Source organism: Amycolatopsis sp. FBCC-B4732, assembly GCF_023008405.1.
In the GTDB taxonomy this organism is placed as follows: domain Bacteria; phylum Actinomycetota; class Actinomycetes; order Mycobacteriales; family Pseudonocardiaceae; genus Amycolatopsis; species Amycolatopsis pretoriensis_A.
In genome coordinates this window covers 246194-269320 of sequence record NZ_CP095376.1, presented here as the reverse complement: position 1 = coordinate 269320, position 23127 = coordinate 246194, and the positions used below count along the sequence as shown (strand labels likewise).

General features: G+C 72.4%; 24 protein-coding genes and 1 pseudogene. 13 read left to right on the top strand and 12 right to left on the bottom strand.

Annotated elements, in window-relative coordinates; genetic code table 11:
- Positions 1-4: 4 nt before the first annotated feature.
- The 3 genes from MUY14_RS00910 to MUY14_RS00900 all read right to left on the bottom strand — a co-directional run bounded on the left by MUY14_RS00910 (position 5) and on the right by MUY14_RS00900 (position 3788).
- Positions 5-538 carry a MarR family winged helix-turn-helix transcriptional regulator gene (locus MUY14_RS00910; RefSeq protein ID WP_247019793.1) on the bottom strand — a complete coding sequence of 178 codons (534 nt, stop codon included), beginning with the start codon at positions 536-538 and terminating at the stop codon, positions 5-7.
- 54 nt (positions 539-592) lie between these two features.
- Entirely contained in the window at positions 593-2125 is a 1533-nt protein-coding gene (locus tag MUY14_RS00905; RefSeq protein WP_247019791.1) for a hypothetical protein, read from the bottom strand.
- Between the two features lie 409 nt (positions 2126-2534).
- Positions 2535-3788, bottom strand: coding sequence for a sulfite oxidase (locus MUY14_RS00900; RefSeq protein ID WP_247019789.1), 1254 nt, complete (start codon positions 3786-3788; stop codon positions 2535-2537).
- A gap of 156 nt (positions 3789-3944) precedes the next feature.
- Between MUY14_RS00900 and MUY14_RS00895 the strand changes: the two genes are divergently transcribed.
- The 4 genes and pseudogenes from MUY14_RS00895 to MUY14_RS00880 all read left to right on the top strand — a co-directional run.
- Positions 3945-4433 (top strand): carbonic anhydrase, encoded by a 489-nt coding sequence (locus MUY14_RS00895; protein WP_247019787.1) that lies wholly within the window; start codon positions 3945-3947, stop codon positions 4431-4433.
- Between the two features lie 111 nt (positions 4434-4544).
- Entirely contained in the window at positions 4545-5741 is a 1197-nt protein-coding gene (locus tag MUY14_RS00890; RefSeq protein ID WP_247019785.1) for an LLM class flavin-dependent oxidoreductase, read from the top strand.
- A gap of 11 nt (positions 5742-5752) precedes the next feature.
- Positions 5753-7084, top strand: coding sequence for an NtaA/DmoA family FMN-dependent monooxygenase (locus tag MUY14_RS00885; protein ID WP_247019783.1), 1332 nt, complete (start codon positions 5753-5755; stop codon positions 7082-7084).
- 40 nt (positions 7085-7124) lie between these two features.
- Positions 7125-7286 (top strand): annotated as a pseudogene (locus MUY14_RS00880) (F420-dependent methylene-tetrahydromethanopterin reductase); the annotation flags it as partial.
- 183 nt (positions 7287-7469) lie between these two features.
- Here the strand turns inward: MUY14_RS00880 and MUY14_RS00870 are convergent.
- The 3 genes from MUY14_RS00870 to MUY14_RS00860 are packed head-to-tail and all read right to left on the bottom strand — an operon-like array spanning position 7470 to position 8105.
- A complete protein-coding gene (locus tag MUY14_RS00870) occupies positions 7470-7619 on the bottom strand; it encodes a hypothetical protein (RefSeq protein ID WP_247019782.1) in 150 nt (49 codons plus the stop codon).
- A 46-nt stretch (positions 7620-7665) separates the two neighbouring features.
- Positions 7666-7821, bottom strand: a complete 156-nt coding sequence (locus MUY14_RS00865) for a hypothetical protein (RefSeq protein WP_247019780.1) — start codon at positions 7819-7821, stop codon at positions 7666-7668.
- A gap of 53 nt (positions 7822-7874) precedes the next feature.
- Positions 7875-8105, bottom strand: a complete 231-nt coding sequence (locus MUY14_RS00860) for a hypothetical protein (RefSeq protein ID WP_247019778.1) — start codon at positions 8103-8105, stop codon at positions 7875-7877.
- Positions 8106-8197: 92 nt separating this feature from the next.
- On the opposite strand from MUY14_RS00860, the gene MUY14_RS46735 reads away from it, so the two are divergent.
- Entirely contained in the window at positions 8198-8671 is a 474-nt protein-coding gene (locus MUY14_RS46735) for a winged helix-turn-helix domain-containing protein (protein WP_281506239.1), read from the top strand.
- Here the strand turns inward: MUY14_RS46735 and MUY14_RS00850 are convergent.
- Together MUY14_RS00850 and MUY14_RS00845 are read right to left on the bottom strand one after the other, a co-directional pair.
- Positions 8658-10469 carry a rhamnogalacturonan lyase gene (locus MUY14_RS00850; RefSeq protein WP_247019776.1) on the bottom strand — a complete coding sequence of 604 codons (1812 nt, stop codon included), beginning with the start codon at positions 10467-10469 and terminating at the stop codon, positions 8658-8660. The genes MUY14_RS46735 and MUY14_RS00850 overlap by 14 nt on opposite strands.
- Positions 10470-10496: 27 nt before the next feature.
- On the bottom strand, positions 10497-12767 hold the full coding sequence (locus MUY14_RS00845; RefSeq protein ID WP_247019774.1) for a cellulase family glycosylhydrolase: 2271 nt from the start codon (positions 12765-12767) through the stop codon (positions 10497-10499).
- A 210-nt stretch (positions 12768-12977) separates the two neighbouring features.
- On the opposite strand from MUY14_RS00845, the gene MUY14_RS00840 reads away from it, so the two are divergent.
- Complete coding sequence (locus MUY14_RS00840) at positions 12978-13409, top strand: hypothetical protein (protein WP_247019772.1); 432 nt, start codon at positions 12978-12980, stop codon at positions 13407-13409.
- Positions 13406-16273, top strand: a complete 2868-nt coding sequence (locus MUY14_RS00835) for a beta-galactosidase (protein WP_247019770.1) — start codon at positions 13406-13408, stop codon at positions 16271-16273. The genes MUY14_RS00840 and MUY14_RS00835 overlap by 4 nt, the downstream gene beginning before the upstream one ends.
- Here the strand turns inward: MUY14_RS00835 and MUY14_RS00830 are convergent.
- Complete coding sequence (locus MUY14_RS00830) at positions 16252-16983, bottom strand: hypothetical protein (RefSeq protein WP_247019768.1); 732 nt, start codon at positions 16981-16983, stop codon at positions 16252-16254. The genes MUY14_RS00835 and MUY14_RS00830 overlap by 22 nt on opposite strands.
- A 198-nt stretch (positions 16984-17181) precedes the next feature.
- Here MUY14_RS00830 and MUY14_RS00825 point away from each other — a divergent pair, with 198 nt between their 5' ends.
- Genes MUY14_RS00825 through MUY14_RS00810 form a run of 4 tightly spaced genes read left to right on the top strand, consistent with a single transcriptional unit; the run spans position 17182 to position 19941 of the window.
- Entirely contained in the window at positions 17182-17550 is a 369-nt protein-coding gene (locus MUY14_RS00825) for an STAS domain-containing protein (protein ID WP_247019766.1), read from the top strand.
- Between the two features lie 38 nt (positions 17551-17588).
- The gene (locus MUY14_RS00820; protein ID WP_315863253.1) at positions 17589-18389 is read left to right on the top strand and encodes an alpha/beta hydrolase; all 801 of its coding nucleotides are present in this window, start codon (positions 17589-17591) and stop codon (positions 18387-18389) included.
- Entirely contained in the window at positions 18386-19600 is a 1215-nt protein-coding gene (locus MUY14_RS00815; protein WP_247019764.1) for a PP2C family protein-serine/threonine phosphatase, read from the top strand. The genes MUY14_RS00820 and MUY14_RS00815 overlap by 4 nt, the downstream gene beginning before the upstream one ends.
- Positions 19597-19941, top strand: coding sequence for an STAS domain-containing protein (locus tag MUY14_RS00810; protein WP_247019762.1), 345 nt, complete (start codon positions 19597-19599; stop codon positions 19939-19941). The genes MUY14_RS00815 and MUY14_RS00810 overlap by 4 nt, the downstream gene beginning before the upstream one ends.
- Positions 19942-19978: 37 nt before the next feature.
- Here the strand turns inward: MUY14_RS00810 and MUY14_RS00805 are convergent, their stop codons facing one another.
- A complete protein-coding gene (locus tag MUY14_RS00805; protein ID WP_247019760.1) occupies positions 19979-20383 on the bottom strand; it encodes a hypothetical protein in 405 nt (134 codons plus the stop codon).
- 8 nt (positions 20384-20391) lie between these two features.
- A complete protein-coding gene (locus MUY14_RS00800; protein ID WP_247019757.1) occupies positions 20392-20868 on the bottom strand; it encodes a VOC family protein in 477 nt (158 codons plus the stop codon).
- 163 nt (positions 20869-21031) lie between these two features.
- Between MUY14_RS00800 and MUY14_RS00795 the strand changes: the two genes are divergently transcribed.
- Both MUY14_RS00795 and MUY14_RS00790 read left to right on the top strand, forming a co-directional pair.
- Positions 21032-21805 (top strand): hypothetical protein, encoded by a 774-nt coding sequence (locus MUY14_RS00795; RefSeq protein WP_247019755.1) that lies wholly within the window; start codon positions 21032-21034, stop codon positions 21803-21805.
- The gene (locus MUY14_RS00790) at positions 21802-22212 is read left to right on the top strand and encodes a hypothetical protein (RefSeq protein ID WP_247019753.1); all 411 of its coding nucleotides are present in this window, start codon (positions 21802-21804) and stop codon (positions 22210-22212) included. Before MUY14_RS00795 ends, MUY14_RS00790 begins: the two co-directional genes overlap by 4 nt.
- Here MUY14_RS00790 and MUY14_RS00785 read toward each other — a convergent pair.
- Positions 22178-23083, bottom strand: coding sequence for a LysR family transcriptional regulator (locus MUY14_RS00785; protein WP_247019751.1), 906 nt, complete (start codon positions 23081-23083; stop codon positions 22178-22180). The genes MUY14_RS00790 and MUY14_RS00785 overlap by 35 nt on opposite strands.
- Positions 23084-23127: the final 44 nt, after the last annotated feature.

Genomic DNA, 23127 nt, shown 5'->3' with positions numbered 1-23127 from the left:
TTTACTAACTACGGCTGCGCGCGTCGAAGCCGGCGCGGCTGGTGATCAGCTTCCCGAGCAGCATCACGAGGATGCGCTGCTCGGTCTCGGTGAGCGCGTCCGTCCAGCCGAACTCGCGCTCGTTGTGCTCCTGGAACACCGAAACCATCTCGTCGTGGCCCGCGTCGGTCAGCGAGAGCCGGACCGAGCGGCCGTCGTGCTCGTCCGGGGTGCGGTCGAGCAGGCCGTCCGCGACCAGCACCTTGGCGAGGTTCGACACGGCCGCGCGGCTCATCCCGGTCAGCCGGGCGGCGCTCTTCGGCTCCAGCGGGCCGGCCAGCCAGACCACGAAGAGCAGCCGGAAGGCCGACCACGACCGCCCGCGCGGCCGGTGCACGGCGGCTTCGAGGTCGTAGGTGACCAGGTCGGAGGCGCGGTTGAGGGTCAGCAGCACCTCGGTGGCGAGCTGGTGCCGGAAGCCGTACTCCTCGGCCAGCCGCCGGTTGGCCAGCGCCACGAAGGACCAGAAGTCCAGCTCGGCGGCGGTCACGTCCTGCACGGGGCGCAGCCTAACGCGGCCACGACAGGTAGTCAAAGTTGAAACTATCTCGGGCTAGAGCGCCGCGCTCTCCCGGATGTAGGCCGGCAGCCCGGTCCACCACGTCGCCGCCGTGCGGATGCGGGCTGGGAGTTCCGGGCGGGTGACCACTTCGCCGAGCAGGGCGCGGCGGTCGGTGATCCCCATGCAGTACACCAGCCGGTCCAGCACCGACGTCGAGTGCGCGCCCTCCTCGTGGCGCGCGTGCAACGCGAACGCCCGGCGGTAGAAGTCGTCGGGGCTCGCGCCGCCCACGTGGCCCAGTGCGTACGCGGCGGAATCGCGCACCGCGGGTCCGAGGTGTTCGGACAGCACCATCGCTTCGATCAGCCGTCGTTCCTCCGCGCCGCCGAGGATGCGCAGTGCGTCGAGGAGCCGCTGGACCCAGTCGGGGCGGCCGCGCCGCCGGAGGGTGGTGACCAGTTCGCGGGCCAGCGCGTGCGCCAAGGGCGCGCGGTACGGCGTCGCGTAGAGCAGGAACATCGTGCACAGCCGGACGTCGAACACCGGGTCGTGCAGCATTTCGTCGACGAACACGGCCAGCAGCGGGTCGGCGGGCGGCTCCTCGATCGCTTCCAGGGTCTCGGCGGACAGCCGTTCCGCGACCGGGGCCGCCGCCGGCCAGAGCGCCGCCGTCGCCGCGGCCCACACCCGGCTCGGGACCTTCGCCTGCAGCTCGCGGGGCAGCAGCTGCAGCAACCGGGCCGCCAGGGACGTCCGCTCGCCGCCGCCCGCCGCCACGAGCGCGCACAGGATCGGCAGCAGGGCCGCCGTCTGGCGGTCGTCGAAGTGCCCGAACCGCAGTTTCTTGACGCTGGTCAGCAGGGCTCCGTAGAACGTCCGGTCGGTCAGCGGGTCGGTGAGGTGCCGGACGACCGACGAGCTCGCGTCGGGGTGGGCGCTCGCGCTGAAGACGCCGAGGGTGCCGATCAGGCTCTGCGCGGAGGTGTCGGCCGCCGCGGCGGCGGCCGTGGTCATCGCCGCCTGCTGGCCGACCGGGTGCACGATGAGCCGGTGGAACGCCTCGGCCCGGCGCATCCACGAAACGCCGTCCGCGATGCACATCTCGGTGAGCAGCCGCTCCGAGAGCCGGTCCCACGTCGACGCGGGGCTCAGGATCAGCTGCGGCCGGCAGGCGAGGAGCTCGGTCAGGCGGTCCCATTCCTCGCTGCCGAGGACGGCGTCGGTGACGGCCAGGTCGACCAGCTCGTCGAGCGGCGCGCCCGGGTTCGGCCGCCGGTGCCGGGCCCACGGCGGGACGGCCTGGGTCGGCGGCGTGAGGTAGCGCGCGACGGTGTCGTTGACCGCGGCGAGCAGGCCGGGACGCAGGTCGAGCAGCTGTTCGTAGCGCCGCACCGCCGCGCCCGGCACGGTCGTGACGCGGTTCTCCCAGCGGGACAGGGTGCTGACGGACACCGAGGGCGTCACGCCATCGGCGTCGAAATCCGCAGCGAAGGCCGCGAGGCGGCGGTAGCGTGGCCGGGCGCCGAGCACCCGGTTCGTCCGCAGCAGCCAGCTGATCCGCCGTCCCGCGTTCACCTTCCGCATCGCACGCCCTCCCGCTCCAGCGAACACCCGGGAGTCCGCGCGGGGCCAGCGGCGTTGCAGAATTGCCGCGAACGGGCCCGCCGCATCCGCTGAACGCGCCGGGCCCGTTCGGCCGCACCCCGTTGTCAAGGGTCGTTGCCGGCCGGTTTTTCACTGCGACGGCGGCCTTCCGCTCCCGCTTCCCTTCCTACCGTCGGAAGCACGACGGGGAAGGAGGACGCGATGGAAACGCACTGCTGAGCGCACCAGAATCCACAATGGACGGACCTGCGGGTTGATCTCCGACGCGAGCAGGGCCTCCGACGTCAGGTGCCACCGCTTCAGCACCTCCGCGTACTTCCCGTTCCGGATCGTCCACCGCACCGAATACGAGGGCACGACGCTGCGGGAGCACCTCGGGCTGCCCTGGTCAGGCCACCGTCACCGGGTGCCGGACGACCGCGCCGAACAGGTACCCCTGCGTGTTGTACGGCGAGACGTCCGGCTGCCGGGTGCCGGTGACGTCGGTGGCGCGCGCCCGCAGGGTGTACGACCCGGCCGTGCGGGGCCGCCACGGGAACTCCCACTGCAGCCAGCCGCGGTCGAGTGCCGGGCTGATCGGCTTCGCGGGCGCCCACGTGACGCCGTCCGTGCTCACCTCGACCCGCCGGATCCGGCCGTGGCCCGACCAGGACCGGCCGCGCAGCACCTGCCGCTGCCCGGCCGCGAGCGTCGCGTCCCACGGGAGCTCGAACGCGCTCTTCACCACCTGTTCGGTGACGAGCGTGCCCTCGGGCGGGTAGTCCGGGCCCAGCAGCCGGTAGAACTGCGTGTTCCACGGCGACACCAGGGGCGTCGCCGAGACCTCGATCCGGCCGAGCCACTTGATCGACGCGATCCCGGCCCACGACGGCACCACGAGCCGCACCGGGAAACCGTGGTCGGGCGGCAGCGGCCGGCCGTTCATTTCGTAGGCCAGCAGGGTGTCCTGCAGTGCCTTGCCCACCGGCAGCGGCCGCCGCACCTTGCCGAGGTTCACCCCCGCCGCGGTGTAGTCGTGGTCGAGCCCTTCCGGCAGGACGTCGACGGCGTCGCGGGTCAGCCCGGCCCGCGCGAGCACCGTCGCGAGCCGGACGCCGCGCCAGCGCGCCACGCCGACCGCGCCCAGCTTCCACGCCGTCCCGCTGACCGTCTGCCCCTGCTGGCCGGTGAAGAACGCGCGGCCGTTGCCGGTGCATTCGACGAACGCGGTGATCGTCTCCGACGGCAGCGCGCGCAGGTCGCGGTACGACAGCTCGATCGGCGCCCCGGCCGTCGGCGCGCCGCGCAGGCCCGAGCCGAACAGCTTCAGCCGCCAGGCGGCGGCGTCCAGCAGGGGCGTGGAGGTGTGGTCGCGGACGAAGAACCGGTCGACCGGCGTCAGGTAGCCCTGGCCGCGCATCGACTCCCAGCGCATCTCGGCGTTGGTGCCGTGGACGTCGAACAGCTCGGGCGGCAGCGGCTTCACGATCGGTCCCGGTTCCGCGGCGGCCGCCCCCGGTGTGGCCGTGCCCGCGGCCAGCGCGAGACCACCGGCCGCGGTCAGCCGCAGCAGGTCTCGCCGGCTCAGTCCCGGCAGGCGTGCCTCCCCGTCCCGCCACTGGGCCAGGCGGGTCCGGTCGTACGCCGTTTCTTCGCTCGTCATGCGGGGCATTGTCGGCGGCGGCGCGACCGCCCGGCCAGGACGTCCACGGAGCGGAACCGAAATCCACAGTGGACAGTCCAGGTGGTGGGCACGGTTGCGCACGGGTGCACGCGACGCGTCCACTCGGCCCACCACATCCACGCGGAAGGGACCACCATGTCGGTCACCGACGAGCTGCTCGCCAACAACGCCGAATACGCCGCGCGCTTCGCCGGGCCGCTGCCGCTGCCGCCCGCCAAGCACGTCGCCGTGCTCGCCTGCATGGACGCCCGGATCAACGTCTACGGCGTGCTCGGGCTGCAGGAAGGCGAGGCGCACGTGATCCGCAACGCCGGCGGCGTCGTCACCGAGGACGAGATCCGCTCGCTCGCCATCAGCCAGCGGCTGCTCGGCACCGAGGAGATCATCCTCATCCACCACACCGACTGCGGCATGCTCACCTTCACCGACGACGACTTCAAAAGGTCCATCCAGCAGGACGTCGGCGTCAAGCCCGCGTGGGCCGCGGAAGCGTTCTCCGACCTCGACGAGGACGTCCGCCAGTCGATCGCGCGGATCAAGGGCAGCCCGTTCGTCCCCAAGAAGGACTCGGTGCGCGGGTTCGTCTTCGACGTCGCCACCGGGAAGCTGAACGAAGTCGGCTGATCCGCGGTTTATTCCCGGCGCACCCGGCTCGTCCCAGCCACTGGCCGCTCCGGCCCGTCCCGCGGCAACCGGCGCACACTACGGGGACGGGCCGAGAGAAGGGACGCGGGGATGACAGGACCACGGATCGCCGTCGCGCTGGATGGGGCCGGGTGGCACCCCGCCGCCTGGCGGGAAGCCGGCGCGCGGCCCGGTGAGCTGCTCACCGCGGGCTACTGGACCGACGTCGTCCGCGAAGCCGAGGCCGGCCTGCTGGACTTCGTCACCCTCGAAGATTCGCTGGCCCTGCAGACCGTGCAGCCCCTCGACCGGCCGGGCGAGCGGGACGGCATCGTCCAGGGACGGCTCGACGCGGTGCTGATCGCCGCCCGCGTCGCGCCGCTGACCTCGCACATCGGGCTGGTGCCGACCGCCGTCGTCACCCACACCGAGCCGTTCCACCTGTCCAAGGCGATCGCCACGCTCGACTACGTCAGCACCGGCCGCGCGGGCGTCCGCGTGCAGGTCGCCGGGCGCGCCGAGGACAACCGGCACTTCGGGCGGCGCGAGTTCGGCGAGTTCCGGCTCGAGGACTCCGCGGAGCCGGGCAAGCCGAGCCCGCTGCGCGACCTGTTCGACGAGGCCGCGGACTACGTCGAGGTGCTGCGCCGGCTGTGGGACAGCTGGGAGGACGACGCCGAGATCCGCGACGTCGCCACCGGCCGGTTCGTCGACCGCGGGAAGCTGCACTACATCGACTTCGAGGGCCGCTGGTTCTCGGTCAAGGGCCCGTCGATCACGCCGCGGCCGCCGCAGGGCCAGCCGCCGGTCACCGCGCTGGCCCACGCCGCCGTCCCCTACCGGCTCGCCGCCCGCTCCGCCGACGTCGTCTACGTGACGCCGTCCGACCGCGCGCGGGCCGCGTCGATCGTCGCCGAGGTGCGGGACGAGCAGGAGCTCGCCGGCCGCGGCGCGGAGACGCTGCACGTCTTCGGCGACGTCGTCGTGTTCCTCGACGAGACCGAGCAGGCGGCCGCGGACCGCAAGGCGCGGCTCGACGAGCTGTCCGGCGCCCGGTACACCTCCGACGCGCACGTCTTCACCGGGACCCCGGCCGGGCTCGCCGACCTCCTGCTCGACTGGCAGGCGGCCGGGCTGTCCGGCTTCCGGCTGCGGCCGGGCGCGGTGCCGCACGACCTGACCGCCATCACCCGGGGACTGGTACCCGAGTTGCGGGGCCGCGGGGCCTTCCGCACCGGGTACGAGGCGAGCACCCTGCGCGGGCTGCTCGGCCTCGCCCGCCCGGCCAACCGCTACGCCGCCGTCTGAGGAGGACCGAGATGACCCGCAAGCAGATCCACCTCGCGGCGCACTTCCCCGGCGTCAACAACACGACCGTGTGGAGCGACCCCGCGGCCGGCAGCCACATCGAGTTCAGCTCGTTCGTCAAGCTCGCGCAGACCGCCGAGCGCGCGAAGTTCGACTTCTTCTTCCTGGCCGAGGGCCTGCGGCTGCGCGAGCAGAACGGGGAGATCTACGACCTCGACGTCGTCGGCCGCCCGGACACGTTCACCGTGCTGTCGGCGCTGGCGGCGGTCACCGAGCGGCTGGGGCTGGCCGGGACGATCAACTCGACGTTCAACGAGCCGTTCGAGGTGGCCCGGCAGTTCGCGTCGCTGGACCACCTCTCGGCCGGGCGCGCGGCCTGGAACGTCGTCACGTCGTGGGACGCCTTCACCGGCGAGAACTTCCGCCGCGGCGGCTTCCTGCCGCAGGACCAGCGCTACGAGCGCGCGGAGACGTTCCTGCGCACGGCGTGGGAGCTGTTCGACTCCTGGCGCGGTGACGAGGTCGCCGCCGACGCCGGAACCGGGGTGTTCCTGCGTGACCCGTCGGCGGGCGCGTTCGCCCACCACGACGCGCACTTCGACATCGAGGGCCGGTTCCCGGTGCCGCGCAGCCCCCAGGGCCGTCCGGTGATCATCCAGGCCGGGGATTCCGAGGAGGGCCGCGAGTTCGCCGCGGCGACCGCCGACGCGATCTTCAGCCGCTACGGCACGCTCGAAGCGGGGCAGGCGTTCTACTCCGACGTCAAGAGCAGGCTGGCGAAGTACGGCCGGACGCCGGAGCAGCTGGTGATCCTGCCGGCGGCGACGTTCGTCCTCGGCGACACCGACGCGGACGCCCACGAGCGCGCCCACGTCGTCCGGCGGCAGCAGGTCAGCGGGCAGACCGCGATCAAGTTCCTCGAGCAGCTGTGGAACACCGACCTCAGCTCGTACGACCCGGACGGCCCGCTGCCGGAGTCCGACCCGGTCCTCGGCGACCACACGATCGCCCGCGGCCGCGCGAGCGTCCGGATGTACCGCGACCCGCTGGCGACGGCACGGGAGTGGCGGCAGCTGGCGGAGGCGAAGAACCTGTCGATCCGCGAGCTGATCATCGAAGTCACGGCCCGGCAGACGTTCATCGGCTCGCCGTCGACGGTCGCCGACGCGATCGACGAGCTGGTGCAGGCCGACGCGAGCGACGGGTTCATCCTGGTGCCCCACGTGACCCCGGGCGGCCTGGACGAGTTCGCCGACGCGGTGGTCCCGCTGCTGCAGGAGCGCGGCTCGTTCCGCACCGACTACACCGGCACGACCCTGCGCGATCACCTCGGACTGGACTGACCCCGGCTCGGCTCGGCCGCCTCAGCCCACCGATTCCCCGGTGCAAGCCGACGCGAGCGACGGGTTCATCCTGGTGCCGCGCGTGACCCCGGGCGGCCTGGACGAATTCGCCGACACAGTCATCCCACTGCTACAAGAGCGCGGCTCCTTCCGCACCGACTACACCGGCACGACCCTGCGCGATCACCTCGGACTCGACTGACCCCGGCTCAGCTCGGCCGCCTCAGCCCACCGATTCCCCGATACAAGCCGACGCGAGCGACGGGTTCATCCTCGTCCCGCACATGACCCCGGGCGGCCTGGACGAATTCGCCGACACAGTCATCCCACTGCTACAAGAGCGCGGCTCCTTCCGCACCGACTACACCGGCACGACCCTGCGCGATCACCTCGGACTGGACTGAAGCTGCGGCCCGCCCGCCTCGGCGACCACGGGCCACCGCTTTCCCGGTGCGGCGGGCGGGTCGTGGCGGCACCCGGCGAGCACGACGACGGCCATCAGCACGAGCGCGGCGGCGCGGATCGTCGAGGTCACGCCCGGACTCTAACCAGTCCGGCGGACCGCACCCACATGCTGGGAATCAGCCCGGCCCGCGGCGGTAGCCGTAGTGGATGAGCCCTTCGTGCAGCCGGCCGACCCGGTCGTAGAGCGCGCGGGCCGGGGCGTCTTCGAGGGTGTTCCAGTAGAGACCCGGGTAGCCCTGCTCCTCGGCGTCGCGCGCCACCCAGCCGAGCACCGCGGTCGCGACGCCCTGGCGCCGGCCCCGGGAGCCACGAACAAGTCGGCGAGCTAGCACTTGCCGGAGTACCAGACGCTGGCGTGGAAGAGGTAGTGCGCGAAGCCGTCGAGGCGGGCGGCGATGCCGCGGATCCGGTCGTCGTCGAGCAGGCGCCGCCAGGTCCGGTCGTAGTCGGCGGCCGCGCGGTCGACGGCGAAGTAGGTGTCCTTCCCGCGGGCCGGCACTTCCCAGGCGGCGCGGTCGGACTCGGTCAGGAAGCTGATCTCCACCACGGTGGTCATCCTGCCCCGCGGCCGGCCCGGCGGGAAGCAAGTCGTTTCACCAGCCGGGCGCACTACCCCTTTCCCCGGTCGGACCTCGACAATCTGTCCGCATGAAGATCCTGCCGGAACGGCGAGCCGACGCCGAGGTTCTGCACGTGGGGATTCGGATCGACCTCGTCGGCCGGGCCGTCGACGCCGCCACCGTCGCCGCTCGGCTGGCCAGTGCGCTCGACGGCGTCGCGAGTGTCGACGTCGTCAGCTCGCGCCGGCACCTGCGGGCCGTTCCCGATCCCCTCCTGCGGATCGAAGCCCGCTCGAGGCGGGCGATCCTGCTGGGTCGCCCGCTCGAGCTGACCCGCCTCGAATTCGATCTGCTGCACTACCTGCGCGCCCACCCCGACCGCGTCTTCACCCGCACCGCGCTCAAGAGCGCGTTGTGGCCGCGGCAGGACGGGAACGACCGGACCGTCGACGTGCACGTCCGCAAGCTGCGGGCGAAGCTCGAGCCGCACCTCGATCCGATCACCACCGTGCGCGGGGTCGGTTACCGCTTCGAAAGCTCGGCGCCCGTCACGCTGGATTGACGCTCGGGTGCGGCGGCTGGTTGTACGCGGTGTTCTGCCACGCCACGGCTTCCCGGTACTGCCGGTCCTGCATCAGCGACACGTGCGAGATGCTCGTCGGGTCGGTCGTCGAATAGATGCGCAGGGCCCGGTTGTCCGACGTCGCCCAGACGACTTCCTCGCGCCAGTCCCCGAACAGGTCCGCCTGCACCGCGGGCGTGTTCTTCGTGCCGTTGTCGGCGTGCACGCCCGACGCCGTCAGCAGGCGCGTGTCCGCGCCGGTGCCGTACTTGTCGATGTGCGTGCCGTCCAGCAGTTCGCGCTGGGCGTCGCCGTCCCACCAGACGACGAAGTTGGCCGACGACGGCTTGCGCCCGGTGTTCTGGCCGCTCGTGTTCAGCAGCCCCGCCACCCCGGACGACCAGGACTCCGCACCCGGGCTGCCCGCCCAGATGTCGTCCGACACCCCGCGGCCGTTGTCGCAGCCGCACGGCAACTGCCACAGGATCTGCCCGGTCTTCGCGTCGGCCATCCAGGCGCCCGGCTTCGACGTGTCTTCGTCCACTTTGAACTCTTCCAGCCCCGGCCGGCCCGGGATCAGGTCGCCGACGTGCATCGCGTCGCCGTGGCCGAGCCGGGTGTTCCACAGTGGACTGCCGTTGTCGTTGATCGCCATGGCGCCGAAGACGATCTCGTCACGGCCGTCCGCGTCGACGTCGGCGATCGCCAGCTGGTGGTTGCCCTGGCCGGTGTACTGCGAGCCGGCCGTGTTCGAGTCGAACTTCCAGCGCTCGGTCAGCGCGCCACCGCGGAAGTCCCAGGCCGCGATCACCGTGCGCGTGTAGTAGCCGCGGCTCATGATCAGGCTCGGGCGCGAGCCGTCGAGGTACGCCGTGCCCGCCAGGAAGCGGTCGACGCGGTTGCCGTAGCTGTCGCCCCACGACGACACCGTGCCGCGCGGCGGGTCGTAGTTCACCGTGGCCGCCGCCGCGCCCGTCTGGCCGTTGAACACGGTCAGGAACTCCGGGCCGGACAGCACGTACCCGCTGGAGTTGCGGTAGTCCGCGCTCGCGTTGCCGATGACCTGGCCGGTGCCCGAGCGCGTGCCGTCCGCGGTCTTCATCGCGACTTCGGCCTTGCCGTCGCCGTCGTAGTCGAAGACCTGGAACTGCGTGTAGTGCGCGCCCGCGCGGATGTTGCGGCCGAGGTCGATCCGCCACAGGCGCGTGCCGTCCAGCCGGTAGGCGTCGACGTAGACGTTGCCGGTATACCCGGACTGCGAATTGTCCTTGGCGTTGCTGGGATCCCACTTCACGACGAACTCGTACTGCCCGTCGCCGTCCAGGTCGCCGACGCTAGCGTCGTTCGCGCTGTAGGTGTAGCTCTCGCCCGACGGCGTCGTGCCGCCGGCCGGGACCTGGATCGGCACGTCACGGGTGCTCGCCGCGGCCGTGCTGTCGAGCGACAGCGACTCCTCCGCGGCGAACGCCGACATCCGCTCCACGCCGTCGACGACCGCGTGCACGGTGTACTTCGCCCCTGCGGGCGCCCCGGCGTCCAGGTAGCCGGTCGGGCCGCCGGCCGCGGTCGTGGTCACCCGGGTGCCGTCGCGGTAGACGGCGAACGCCACCCCGGCCGGGTCGCCGGCGAGCAGCCGCCAGCCGACCCGGTTGCCCGCCGTGCTGTGGACGCTGATCACCCCGCGGTTCAGCTCGTCGATCTGCGGTGCGGCGGCCGCGCCGGCCGGGGCCGGGGCGAGCCCGGCCGCCAGCAGGCCCACGGCCAGCAGCCGGCTGAGGGCGGATGTGCGCAAGGACATGACCTTCTCCGTCCGAAGTAGACTCGATCAGCCGATCGTGCAAGTGCTCCCGTTCAGGGCGAAGGACGCCGGCGCGGGGTTGGTGCCGCTGGAGGTGCCGTTGAAACCGATGCCGGTCGAGGCGTTCGGCGCGAGGGTGCCGTTCCAGTCCAGGTTCGTCGCGGTCACCGCGCCGGCGGCGGACTGGGTGAACGTCGCGCCCCAGCCGGGCAGCGTCACCCGCTGACCCGAGGTGTAGGTGAAGGCCAGCGTCCAGCCGGTCACCGGGCTCGTACCCGTGTTGGTGATGGTCACCGAGGCGGTGAACCCGTTGCCGCCACCCCAGCCGGGCGCGGCGTAGGCGACCTTGCACGCCCCGCTCCCGCCGCCCGCGCCGGTCGTCGCCGACGCCGCACCGGACGCGGCCGAGATGTTCCCCGCGGCGTCCTTGGCCCGCACCTGGTAGCGGTACGTGCTGGAGGCGGTCAGGCCCGAGTCGGTGAACGTCGTCGACGCGGCCGAGCCGACCACGGCGAACGTGCCGCCGGACGCGCCGGGCGCGCGCAGGACGTCGTAGCCGGTGACGCCGACGTTGTCCGTCGAGGCCGTCCAGCTCAGCGTGACGCCGGAGGAGGTCACGCCCGAGACGGCCGGGGTGCCCGGCGTCGTCGGCGCTTGCGTGTCGACGGTGCCCCCGCCGTAGATCGTCGCTTCCTTCGACGTCTGGCGGACGCCGTTGGTGCCGTTGAGGAACCGCTCGCCCCACGCGGTCAGGCTGGTGGGGTCGAAGCCGTTGGTCATGTCGAGGTAGGCGACGTCGCTGCCGTTGCCGCTCCACGACCAGCCGAGGTAGCCGAGACCGCGGGCCTGCGCCTGGGCCATGATCGTGTCCTCGTCGGGGTTGCCGTCGCTGTGCATGTTGCCGAACTCGCCGACGACCAGCGGCAGCCCGGCGGTGCGGAACGCGTCGAAGTAGGCGGTGATCTCCGCCGCGGTGTCGTAGACGCCGTACATGTGGATCGAGAACACCGTGTTGTGCTGCGGATCGGCGTTGAGCACCGAGGCCGCGTCGTCGCGCATGATGTTCTGCCAGTCCTGGCCCCACATCGGCGCGTCGGCCATGATCAGGTGCTGCAGCCCGGCACCGCGCAGCCGCGTGATGGCGCTCGACGTCGCGCTCGCCCAAGTCGCGCTCACCTGCGCGTTGTTGCCGAACGGCTCGTTGCCGAGGTTGACGACGACGTGGTTTTCCTGGCCCTTCAACGCGCTCGCGATGCTGATCCAGTAGTCGGCGGCCTGGTCGAGGCTCGCCGCCGCGCTTTCTTCGCCGTAGCCGGTGGTGTCGTGCACTTCCAGGACGCAGATCAGCCGGGACTGCTTGCACAGCGAGATGATGTTCGTGACTTCGGCCGCCGACGTGGGTCCCCACCGCTTGCCGCTGCCCAGCACGACCCGGACGGTGTTGGCGCCGAAGGACTTGATGTTCGCGAAGGCGCTGTTCTGGCCGGTGTACCAGGCGTACGGGTGGTTGACCCCGCGCATCACGAACGCGGCGCCGTTCGCCTCGAGCACGCGGGTGCCGTCGACGTGCAGCCCGGTGGCGGCCGGCGTGGCCGGGCTCAGCGCCGCGACCAGGGCCGGGTACCACCTGCTCTCCATCTTCGCGATCCCGGTGGTGCCGTTGGGGTGGACGCCGTCGGTGGTGTCGGCCGCGGTGTCGAACCCGGTCCACTGGTCGACGACGGTGATCGGGGACGCCGCCGTGCTGTGCGCCGCGGCCCAGGCGGGGATGCCGGCGTTCAGGTCGACCACCCGCTGGGCGCAGGCCGCGCAGTTCGACGGGTTCATCGGGATGATCTTCGCGACGATCAGCTTGGTCGCCGGGTTGCTCGCGCGCATCTGCCCCAGCAGCGTGGTGTAGGCGTCCAGGATCGTGCTCGCGGCGATGCCGTTCCAGACGTCGTTGGTGCCCAGGTGCATCAGGACGACGTCCGGGTGCGTCGAGGACAGCCAGCCGGGCAGCTGGTTGTCCCGCACGATCCCGGTCGCGAGGAAGCCGCCGTGGCCTTCGTTCTCGCCGTCGTAGGTGAACCCGCAGCCCTGGGGCGGCAGCGTGCCGACGAAGTCGACGTCGGTGTGCCCGGTCTGCTGGAGGTGCCGCCACAGCAGGGCCCGCCAGCACCCGGGCGACCCCGTGATGGAGTCACCCAGCGCCATGACGCGCGTGGGCGTGGCCGCGCCGGCCGGCGTGGGGGCCACGACAGCGCAGGCGGCCAGCAGCAGGCCGGCCACGGCCGCGCGGGGAAAACGCCACTTCATACCGACCTCCTGGAGTACCGCTCGACAGGACAGTTCGATCTGGGAGCGCTCCCACGCTAGCACGCGGGTGCGGGTTTGAGGACCGGCGGTTTCCCGAGAAAGCGCTTACTGAGGTATTGGACTGATCGGGTCCCCGAGGTTGACAAGCCCGGACGCCGCTGGCTTGAATCGGCTCGACCACAGCGGTCGCGAGCTGACCGGAGGCCGGCGATGTCCCCGCAGTTCCCGCTCACCCGGCGCGTCTTCCTCGGTGGCGTGTCCGCGCTGGCCGCCACGGCCGTCGCGCGCCCGGCCGCCGCGCGAGCGACCGATCCCGAGGTCCGGCTGCACTGGCTCGACGGCCGCGGCGGACTGCACCTTCGAAACCTGGGCGTCGACCTGCCCGCGGTCATGCGGGACGTCGCCCGGGGCGAGGGGATCCCGCTGCTCGACCTGACCGCCCGCAGCCAGGCCCTCGTCGAAGGCCTCGGCGAAGCCGCTTCGTGGCCGCTCTACCTGACCCTCGCGCACGACGGCGTCGACGACGCGACCCACCTCAGCCGGTACGGCGCCGAGCGGTACGCCGCGCTCGTCGCCGATGCCGTCGCCGAGGCCCGCTCGCCGCTCGCGCGGTTCCTGCGTCCCGGAAGGCTTCGACGATGAGGCGTCTGCTCGCCCTGTTCCTCGTTCTCGTCACCGCGGCCGGGCTGAGCACCGCGCCCACCGCCGCCGCGGCCGTCACCACCGCGAAGCACCGGATCACGTTCGACAAGTATTCGATGCTGCTCGACGGACGGCGGGAGTTCGTCTGGTCCGGCGAGTTCCACCCGTTCCGGCTGCCCAGCCCGGACCTCTGGCGCGACGTGCTGCAGAAGATGAAGGCGACCGGCTACACCGCCGTGTCGATCTACTTCGACTGGAACTACCACTCGCCCGCGCCCGGCGTGTACGACTTCACCGGCGTCCGCGACATGGACAAGGTGCTCGACCTCGCCCGCGAGGCCGGCCTGTACGTGATCGCGCGGCCCGGCCCGTACATCAACGCCGAGGTCACCGGCGGCGGCTTCCCCGGCTGGCTGACCACCCAGGCGGGCACGGCCCGCAGCGACGCCCCCGACTACCTGGCCGCGGCCGACGAGTGGCTGACCGCGATCGACCGCGTCATCGCGCGGCACCAGTACGTCGACGGCCGCGGTCCGGTGATCCTGTACCAGATCGAGAACGAACTGGCCGCGACCGGCCAAAGCCAGCGCGACTACATCGCCCACCTCTACGACAAGGTCCGCGCGGACGGCATCGGCGTGCCGATCTTCCACAACGACAAGGGCCGCAACGGGATCTGGGTGCCGCCGGACTCCGGCGTGCCGGGGACCGTGCCCGGCAAGGTCGACCTCTACGCGTGGGACACCTACCCCGGCGGCACCTGCCGCCCCGACGCCACGCCCGGTACCCCGAACACCGCACCGGACTGGGGTCTGTACGGCCCGGGCGGAGCGAAAGGCGGCGCGAGCGCGTCGCCGAACACCCCCGGCTTCACCGCCGAGTTCGGCGGCGGCTGGTTCGACTACTGGGGCAGCAACGGCACCTATCCGTGCACGGCCGTCCGCCAGGGCCCCGGGTACGAGCGCGTCTTCTACGGCACCAACATCGCGAACGGGCTCACCGTCCAGAACTTCTACATGACCTTCGGTGGCACGTCGTGGGGCTGGCTGCCGGCACCGGTCGTCTTCAGCTCCTACGACTACGGCGCGGCCATCGACGAGGCCCGGCAGCTGCGGCCCAAGGCGTTCACGATGAAGGAACTGGGCTACTTCCTGCAGGCGGTGCCGCCGATCACCAAGCAGGACAAGGCAGCGGCCATCGCCCCGTCGTCGACGGCGGTGAAGGTGTACCACAACGTCAACCCGGACACGCTCACGCACTTCTACGTGCCGATGCACAACCCGTCCAAGGACACCACGGACGACGCCTTCACGTTCCCGGTGTCCACACCGGACGGTTCCTACACCGTGCCGCAGGCGGGCACCCTGCGGGTGCACGGCCAGGACGCCAAGCAGCTGGTGGCGAACTTCGAGCTGGCGGGCCAGCACCTGGTGTACTCGACGTCGGAGATCATGACCGCGGTCCGGGAAACCGCCCTGCTGCACGGGCGGCCGGGCGAGGACGGCGAGACGACGTTGCGCTACAGCCGGGAGCCGAAGGTCGAGGTACTGGCCGGGAACGTGACGTCCACTTGGGACGCCGCGCGCGGCGACCTGCGGCTGAACTACGTCCACAAAGGACTCTCCCGGGTCCGCGTGTCCGGTGGCGGCCGGCCACCGGTCACCCTGCTGCTCGCCGACGACGCCACCGCCGACACGTTCTGGCGCCAGGGTCCCGCCCTGGTCCGCGGGCCCGCGTTGCTGCGGACGGCCCGCCTCGACGGAAGCGTGCTCGCCCTGACCGGCGACACCGCCCAGGCCGGCGACCTCGAAGTGTGGGGCCCGGGCACGCGGGCCACGTGGAACGGGCGGGGAGTCCCGGCCCGGCGGACGTCGTCGTCGAGCCTGCTGGCGGCGGCCCGGCTCCCCGGCCCGGACGCGGTGCCCCTGCCCGCGCTGACCGGCTGGAAGCAGGCCCCGGGCTCGCCCGAGGCGGCGGCCGCCTACGACGACTCGGCGTGGCAGCCCGCGGACAAACCCGCGCTCACCGCGGACGACTACGGCTTCCACACCGGCGACGTCTGGTACCGCGGGCACTTCGGCGGCCTGGTTCCCGAGTCGCTGAGCTTCGGCTACGGCGGGGGCGGCGCCGGGATGCTGCAGGCGTGGCTGGACGGGCGGTACCTCGGCCAGCACGTGCTGCCGAGCGCGCTCGCTTCGCCGCCCACGACCGGCACCGCGAGCTTCACCGTGCCGGCCGACCTGCGCGGCGACGGCGGCCACGTGCTGTCGGTGATGGTGCGGAACAACGGCCACAACGAGGACGGCGGCGTCAACGACGCCCACAAGGAGGGGCGCGGGCTGATCTCGGCGTCGCTCGACGGTGTCGCGTGGAAGATCCGCGGCGGCGTCACGGATCCCGTGCGGGGCCCGCTGAACAACGGCGGCCTCGACGGCGAACGGGCCGGCTGGACCCTGCCCCGCCACTCCGACGCGGGGTGGGCGGCGGGGCAGGTCCCCGCCGCCACCGCGGCACCCGGGACGACCTGGTACCGCAAGGACTTCACCCTCGCCGTGCCGAAGGGGCACGACGCCTCACTGGGCCTGACCATCGGCGACCCGGCGGTCCCGCGATCGGGTGGCCGCTACCGGGCGCTGATCTTCGTCAACGGGTGGAACCTCGGGCAGTACGTCGCGGACGTCGGCCCGCAGCACACGTTCGTGCTGCCGACCGGCGTCCTCGACCCGCACGGGCGCAACACGCTCGCGCTGGCGGTGACCAGCGACGGCGGTCCGGGCAACGGCCTGGAGAACGTCGCGCTGACCAACCTGGGCACGGTCCGGGGCGGCGTCCCCGTCCGGCTTCAGGCGCCGGGACCGGAGTAGATCTCCGACGCCGGGGGCGCCTCGACGGGGGCCGGCTTGTTCCAGTCGCTGAACTCGATGGCGCCGCTCTTGGGGTCCTGCATGCGCAGCAGGTAGTGCGGCGCGTCGGCGGCGACCGTGGCGGTGCCGTCCGGGCTGGTGAAGTTCAGCGCCGGGACGCCGCCGAGCGTGGTGGGCTCGCCGCCGGTGAAGCTCGCGGAAGCCAGCTCGCCGACGGTGTTCTCGGTGAACGACTTGTAGTCGAGGAACACCTTGAAGGCGTCGCCGATGCCGGCGCCGATCTTGGCGGTGGACGGGACCCACTTGCCGGTGAGCTTCTTGCCGATCGAGGCCGGGATGCCGGCCTCCTTCACCAGCGAGTCGGTGAAGCGGAAGAAGTACTTGTCGCCGACGCGCAGGACGGGGATCTCGATGCCGTCCTTGACCACGGTGCCGCTCGCGCTGTCCTGGTTGAGCTGCAGGTCCAGGTTGATGTTGCCCTCGCTCGCCATGGTGCCCTTCACGCGCACCGAGGACGCCTGCTTGGCGGCGTCGGCCACGGCGGACCCGACCTTGGCGGCCTCGAGCGCCGGCGGCGCGGTCGAACTGGGCGCGGCGGCGGCCGCGGAGGAGGTGGCCCCGGCGGGTTCCACCGTGCCGGAGGTGCCGGAGCAGGCGGCGAGGGCGAGGGTGCCGGCCGCGAGGGCGGCGGCGAGGGACAGGCGTCGCATCGGATAGTCCGTTCATGAGGGCCGGGCCACGCCCGGACACGATCGGGCTATCGGCCGACCGGGTGATCCGTTACACCCCGCCGGCCCCGCGAGACGGACATCTCCCCTGGCCCGAGCGCCGGAGGTGGCGAGGTTTGGCCGTCACCCGGTCTGGGTAAGCCACCATTCGGTGGAAACCAGGCAGAGGAGGAGCACCAGGTGAGCACGGACGGCAATCGGCTCCGGCCCCAGGACCTGGTGCGCGTGACGCCCGAACGCGTCGGCGGCGCGGTCGTCCTGGACGTGGCCGGCGAAGTCGACCTGCTCAGCGCGTCGGTGCTGAGCGAAGGCATCACCGCGGCGCTCGCCGACCCGCCGGAACTGCTCGTGATCGACCTGACCGGGGTCTCGTTCCTGGCCTCCATCGGCATCACGGCCCTGCTCGAAGCCCGCCGCGGCGCCGGCACCGCCACCCGGGTGCGGGTCGTCGCGCCCGAGCGCAGCGTCGTCGCCCGGACCCTGCAGCTGACCGGCCTGCGCGAGGCACTGGCCGTCACGGCTACCCGCGACGAAGCTCTCGCCCGCTGAACCACGCGATCCGGGCCGCCGGGTGGGAGGATGTGCCGGTGAGCATGCGCCACCGGAACAACGTCGTCGTCGCCGGTAACGAGGACGGCCCCACTCTGCTGCTCGCGCACGGCTTCGGCTGTGACCAGAACCTCTGGCGCCTCGTCGTCCCGCCGCTCGCCGAGCGCTACCGGCTGGTGCTGTTCGACCACACCGGGGCCGGTCAGTCGGACAGCTCGGCGTGGACCGCTGGGCGCTACAGCGGTCTCGACGGCTACGCCGACGACGTCCTGGCGATCTGCCACGAGCTCGAACTGCGGGACGTCGTCCTGGTCGGGCACTCGGTCAGCGCGATGATCGCGGTGCTGGCCGCCAACCGGGAGCCGGACCGGTTCGCGAAGCTGGTGCTGCTGACGCCGTCGCCGTGCTACCTCGACGACGGGGACTACCGGGGCGGGTTCAGCCGCGAGGACATCGACGAGCTGCTCGAAGCGCTCGACTCCAACTACCTGGGCTGGTCGGCGGCGATGGCGCCGGTGATCATGGGCAACCCGGAGCGCCCGGAGCTCGGCGAGGAGCTGACGAACAGCTTCTGCCGCACCGATCCCACGATCGCGCGGGTGTTCGCCAGGGCGACGTTCCTCTCCGACAACCGCGCCGACCTGGCGAAGGTTTCCGTGCCGACGCTGGTCGTCCAGTGCGCGCAGGACGCCATCGCGCCGCGGGAGGTCGGGCAGTTCACGCACGAGCGGATCGAGGGCAGCGTGCTCGTCACGCTGGACGCGACCGGGCACTGCCCGCAGCTCAGCGCGCCGGAGGCCACCGCCGCCGCGATCACCGCGTTCGTGGACCGGCCATGATGTGCGACGCCGGTGACCAGGCCGGCCCGGCGTTCTCGGCGCTGCTCGAAGACAGCGCCGAAGACCTCTACGAGCACGCGCCCTGCGGGTACCTCTCGACGTTGCTCGACGGCACGATCGCGAAGATCAACGCCACGCTGCTCGGCTGGCTGGGCTGGGAGCGCGAGGACGTCGTCGGGCGGCGCCGGTTCGCCGACCTGCTGACCGTCGGCGGCCGGATCTACCACGAGACGCACTTCGCGCCGCTGCTGCGCATGCAGGGCCAGCTCGGCGGGGTCGCGTTCGAGCTGAAGACCGCCACCGGCACGCGGCTGCCGGTGCTCGTGACGTCGACGGTCAAGGTCGGCACCGACGGGCAGCCGCAGCTCATCCGCACCACCGTCTTCGACGCGCGGGACCGGCGCGCCTACGAGCAGGAGCTGCTGCGGGCGCGCGAAGCCGCCGAACGCGAACGCGACCGGGTGCAGCGGCTGGCGCGGACGCTGCAGCAGACCCTGCTGCCGCCGGCGCTGGCCGAGGTGCCGGGCGTGCGGGTCGCGGCGTACTACCACCCCGCGTCGGCCGACGAGGTCGGCGGCGACTTCTACGACCTGTTCGCGCTGACCGGCGACGCGTGGGGGTTCTTCCTCGGCGACGTCTCCGGCAAGGGCGCCGGCGCGGCGGTGGTGACGTCGCTGGCGCGGTACACGCTGCGCGCGGCCGCGGCGTACGACCCGGCGCCGGCCACCGTGCTGGCGCACCTCAACACCGTGCTGCACCAGGAATACCGCGGTGCGGACCCGCGCTACTGCACGGTCGTGCAGGGCGTCGTCCGCCCGGATGACGACGGCGCGGCGGTCACCCTCGGCTCCGGCGGCCACCCGCCGGCCCTGCTGCTGCGCGCCGACGGCACGTCGGCGTTCCTCGACATCCCGGGCGGGCAGCTGGTCGGCGCGTTCCCGCAGGCGCGCTTCGCCACCGTGGACGTCCGGCTGGCGCCGGGCGACACCCTGCTCCTCTACAGCGACGGGCTGACCGAAGCCCGCACCCACGGCCGCACCCGCTACAGCGGGGAGCAGCTGCAGGCGTACCTGACCGGCCGCGCGCCCACCACCGCACCGGCGGTCGTCGCGGCCGTGACCGAGCTGCTCGCCGGCTTCGGCGACGGCGTCGACGACGACACCGCGCTGCTCGCGCTGAGCATCCCGCTCCCCGGAGGCGATCCATCGTGACCCAGTTTTCGACCACCTCCCGGACCACCGCATCCGGCCCGGTGGTCACGGTCGAAGGCGAGCTCGACGTGGCGACGGCACCCCGCCTCCGCGCCGCGATCGCCTCCGCGCCCCTGGACCGCGGGCAGCTGCTGGTGATCGACCTGGCCGGCGTGACGTTCTGCGACTCCAGCGGCATTTCCGCCCTGATCGCGGCCCGCAACGTCGCCGAGACGGCGGGTGCCGGCGTGGCGCTGGCGGCCGTCCCCGCCCGGCTCAGCCGGACGTTCGGCCTGATCGGGCTGGCGGACTTCTTCCCGACGTACCCGAGCGCCGAAGCGGCCATCACCGCGCACGGTTAGGACGTGGGGGACAAAGCTCCCGCGCCGTCACCCGGGGTCAGGTCCGCTTGCGGCCGGCGATCCGATCGGAAAGCTGCTGCACGTGGGCGGGATCCGCGTCCCGGGCAAGGGCGACGTAGTGGTCCATGACGGCCGGCCGGTAGCGCACGGGCCACGTCTGTCCCGGGGCGAGCCGGGTGAACTCGGTGAGCGTGAGGTCTTCGTCCGCGATACCGCGGAACGAGAGGCCGTCGGCGGTCTCCACGTCGAACATCAGGACCACGCGGGGATTGCTGTTGACCTCCCGCCAGTCGACGAGAACGCCGAGCGCGAGCACCCCCGCACGCAGTTCCGCGGTGCGATTCCGCGCACCACCGCTCAGGAGCGGGTTCGGGGCGACGCCCGGGAAATCGGGGCCGACGCCGAGCGATTCCCGGCTCAGGTCGGGCCTCAGCTGCGCCATCAGATCGTTCAGATCGTCGAGTCTCTTCTTCCGACCGAACACCCCTGCCCCCTCCCGCCGGTGCCGGAATCGTACGTCAAGAGCACAGGGCCTCCCGAACCCGGCGGCCGACCTCCGGCCCCTGACTGGCGCGGGCTGCGGTCGGCGAACTCGACGGTGAAGCCGTCCGGGTCCCGCAGCTGGAGCTGCCGTTCGAATCCGCGGTCCCGGGGCGGCCCGGAAACGGGCACCCCGCGGGCGATGAAGTCGGCGTACAGCTCGTCGAGGTCGTCGGCGAGCAGCTCGACCTGGACGAACGCCCGCAGCCGGCCACTGTCCCGTTCGACGGCGTCACCGAGCTCGAGGAGCCCGAGGGTGCCGGCCCCGAGCCGCAGCAGCGCGAACCGGCCGTTGCGGACTTCGGTGGTGAACCCGAGGGATTCGTAGAAGGGAAGCGAGCGATCGAGACTGGCGACCGGCAGGCTCATCCCGGCGAACGTGGGCAAGGCGCACTCCTCCGCTTGGTGCGCCAAGGGAAGTCGCCGAACGGGCGTTCCGACGCCGCACCCGTTCGCCGGCGAGCTTAGCCCGCTTCCGCGCCGCCGTGCCAGGCGTCGGTCACCGGACCGGCCCCTTGCCGGGCGGGACGGCCACGGCGACAGTGGGAAGGTGGACGAACCCGGCCGGACCTCAGTGACGCCGCAGTGGCGGGAACAGGCCGGCCGGGAGCGCACTTCGGCACTGCTGGCCGCCGCCCGCGACGGCGACGAAGCCGCTTGGTCGGACCTCCTGGCCATGGTCGAACCGTTCTTGACGACGCTGGTTCGAGGCGCGGGGATCGATCCCCCGACCGGCGAATCGATCGCGGCGGACGTACCCGCCCGCTTGCGCCGGGAGGTGCACCGCATCGACGACGAGGACTCGCTGATCGCTTGGGTGCTGCGGGCGGTGCGGGAGTACCCGGCAGGCCGGTATTCCGAAGTCGACCGGACCTTGAGCAGTTTGTCGGTGACCGAGCGGCACCTGCTCCTGGTCATCTTGCGCGGCGGCTCCGGTTACGCCGATGTCGCGCGCTACACCGAGATCCCAGCCGGCGCGATCGGCCCGACCAGAGCGCGGCTGTTCAAGAAGATCTGGCGGCTGTCGACTTCCGGCGTGCCCGGGCCCCGCCGTGGCCGGCGCACCGCGCGCGACGACCTCGAGGCCGCCCTCCTGCTCCGCAAGGCAGCCCGGGAAGAAGCCCCACCGGAACCCCGGCGCGGCTGGGTACGTGCTCTCGCCCGCGCGTTCGGCCTGGTGCCACCACCGCGGCACCACCCGGCGACCGATGTCGTGGCCGCCTGCCGGGACGTCACCGGTGCCACCCGGGACGTTCTCGGCGAGTTCGCCCTGGTCGTTTCGGAGCACGCCGCCCTCGCGCCGGAAGCAGGGGACCGACGATGACCGAACAGACCACGTCGGGCTCTTCGCTGGTCGACGAGTGGCTGGGCATGCGGGTGCTCGAACACGTGCGTGACCTCTACAAGGAACAACCCGACAGCGCCGATCGGGTCCTGAAGCTGGTCGAGCTGCGGCTCGGGCAACGGCACGACGCGGAGGTCGTCGAAGCCCGGCACCGGAGACGGCTGGAGTGGGCCTGGTTCGGCTTCCGGGCGGCTTCGGCGTTGCTCGGGTTCGGCGCGCTCGTCGTCTTCGCCCTGATCGCCGCTCAGTTCATCGGGCACGGCGCACCGACGCAGGCCAGCGTCGCGCTCGGCGCGGGTGCGGTTTCGGTGGTCGCGATCTTCGTGACGGGGCGCGCGGCGGGCCCGCTCTTCAGCCGGCGTGCTCCGGAGGAGAAGGCCGAGTAACCACCTCCGCCAGCACCGCCCGGATCGCCGGGCTCGTGTCCGCGCTTCGCCGCCAAGCCGCGTGCACCTCCCGCTTCGGCGGGCGCCGCAACGGCCGTGACACGAGCTCCTCCCCCAACGGCGGCCGGGCCAGCCTCGGGATCAGCGCGATCACCTCGCCCGCCGCCACCAATGACAGCTGCGTCGCGAAGTCGTCGACCAGGTGGCGGACCTCCGGCACCGTCTCGAACAGGCGCCGGAACCACTGGTGGCACACGGTTCCCGGCGGGCTCGTCACCCACGCGTGGCCCGCGAGCTCCGCACCGAGCGGCCGGTCCACCGCCGCCAGCGGGTGGTGGCGGCTCAGCACCACGTCGCCGACGTCGGTGTGCGCGTGCCGCTGCGTCAACGACGGCGGGAGCACGGCCGGCAGGCCGTCGGCGTCGTGGATCAGGGCGAGGTCGGCCGTCCCCGCGTCGACGCTGCGCAGGGCCTGGTCCGGGTCCTGCTCGGTGATGTCGAGGCGCAACTCCGGGCACCGCGCGGACAACCGGCCGAGTGCCGGGGCGAGCAGGCCGCGGATGCCGGTCGAGAAGGCGGCCACGCGCAGCGTGCCGCGGGGCGCGCCCTCCGACACCGATCGGGCCGCTTCGGCGCAGCGCTCCAGTGCCTGGAACACCTCCGGCGCCGAGTCGGCGATCGCCTGGCCGGCCGGGGTCAGCACGACGCCGCGGCCCGCCGGGGCGAGGACCGGCAGGCCCACCTGCCGTTCCAGGCGCTTGAGCTGCTGCGACACCGCCGACGCCGTGAACCCCAGCTCATCGGCCGCTTTCGCCAGCGTGCCGAGCGCCGCCACCGCACGCAGCGCCCGCAGTGCACCGACCTCGATCATGAAGCCAGGCTACGCAGTACCGGCAAAAAAGCATCGCTGGACCG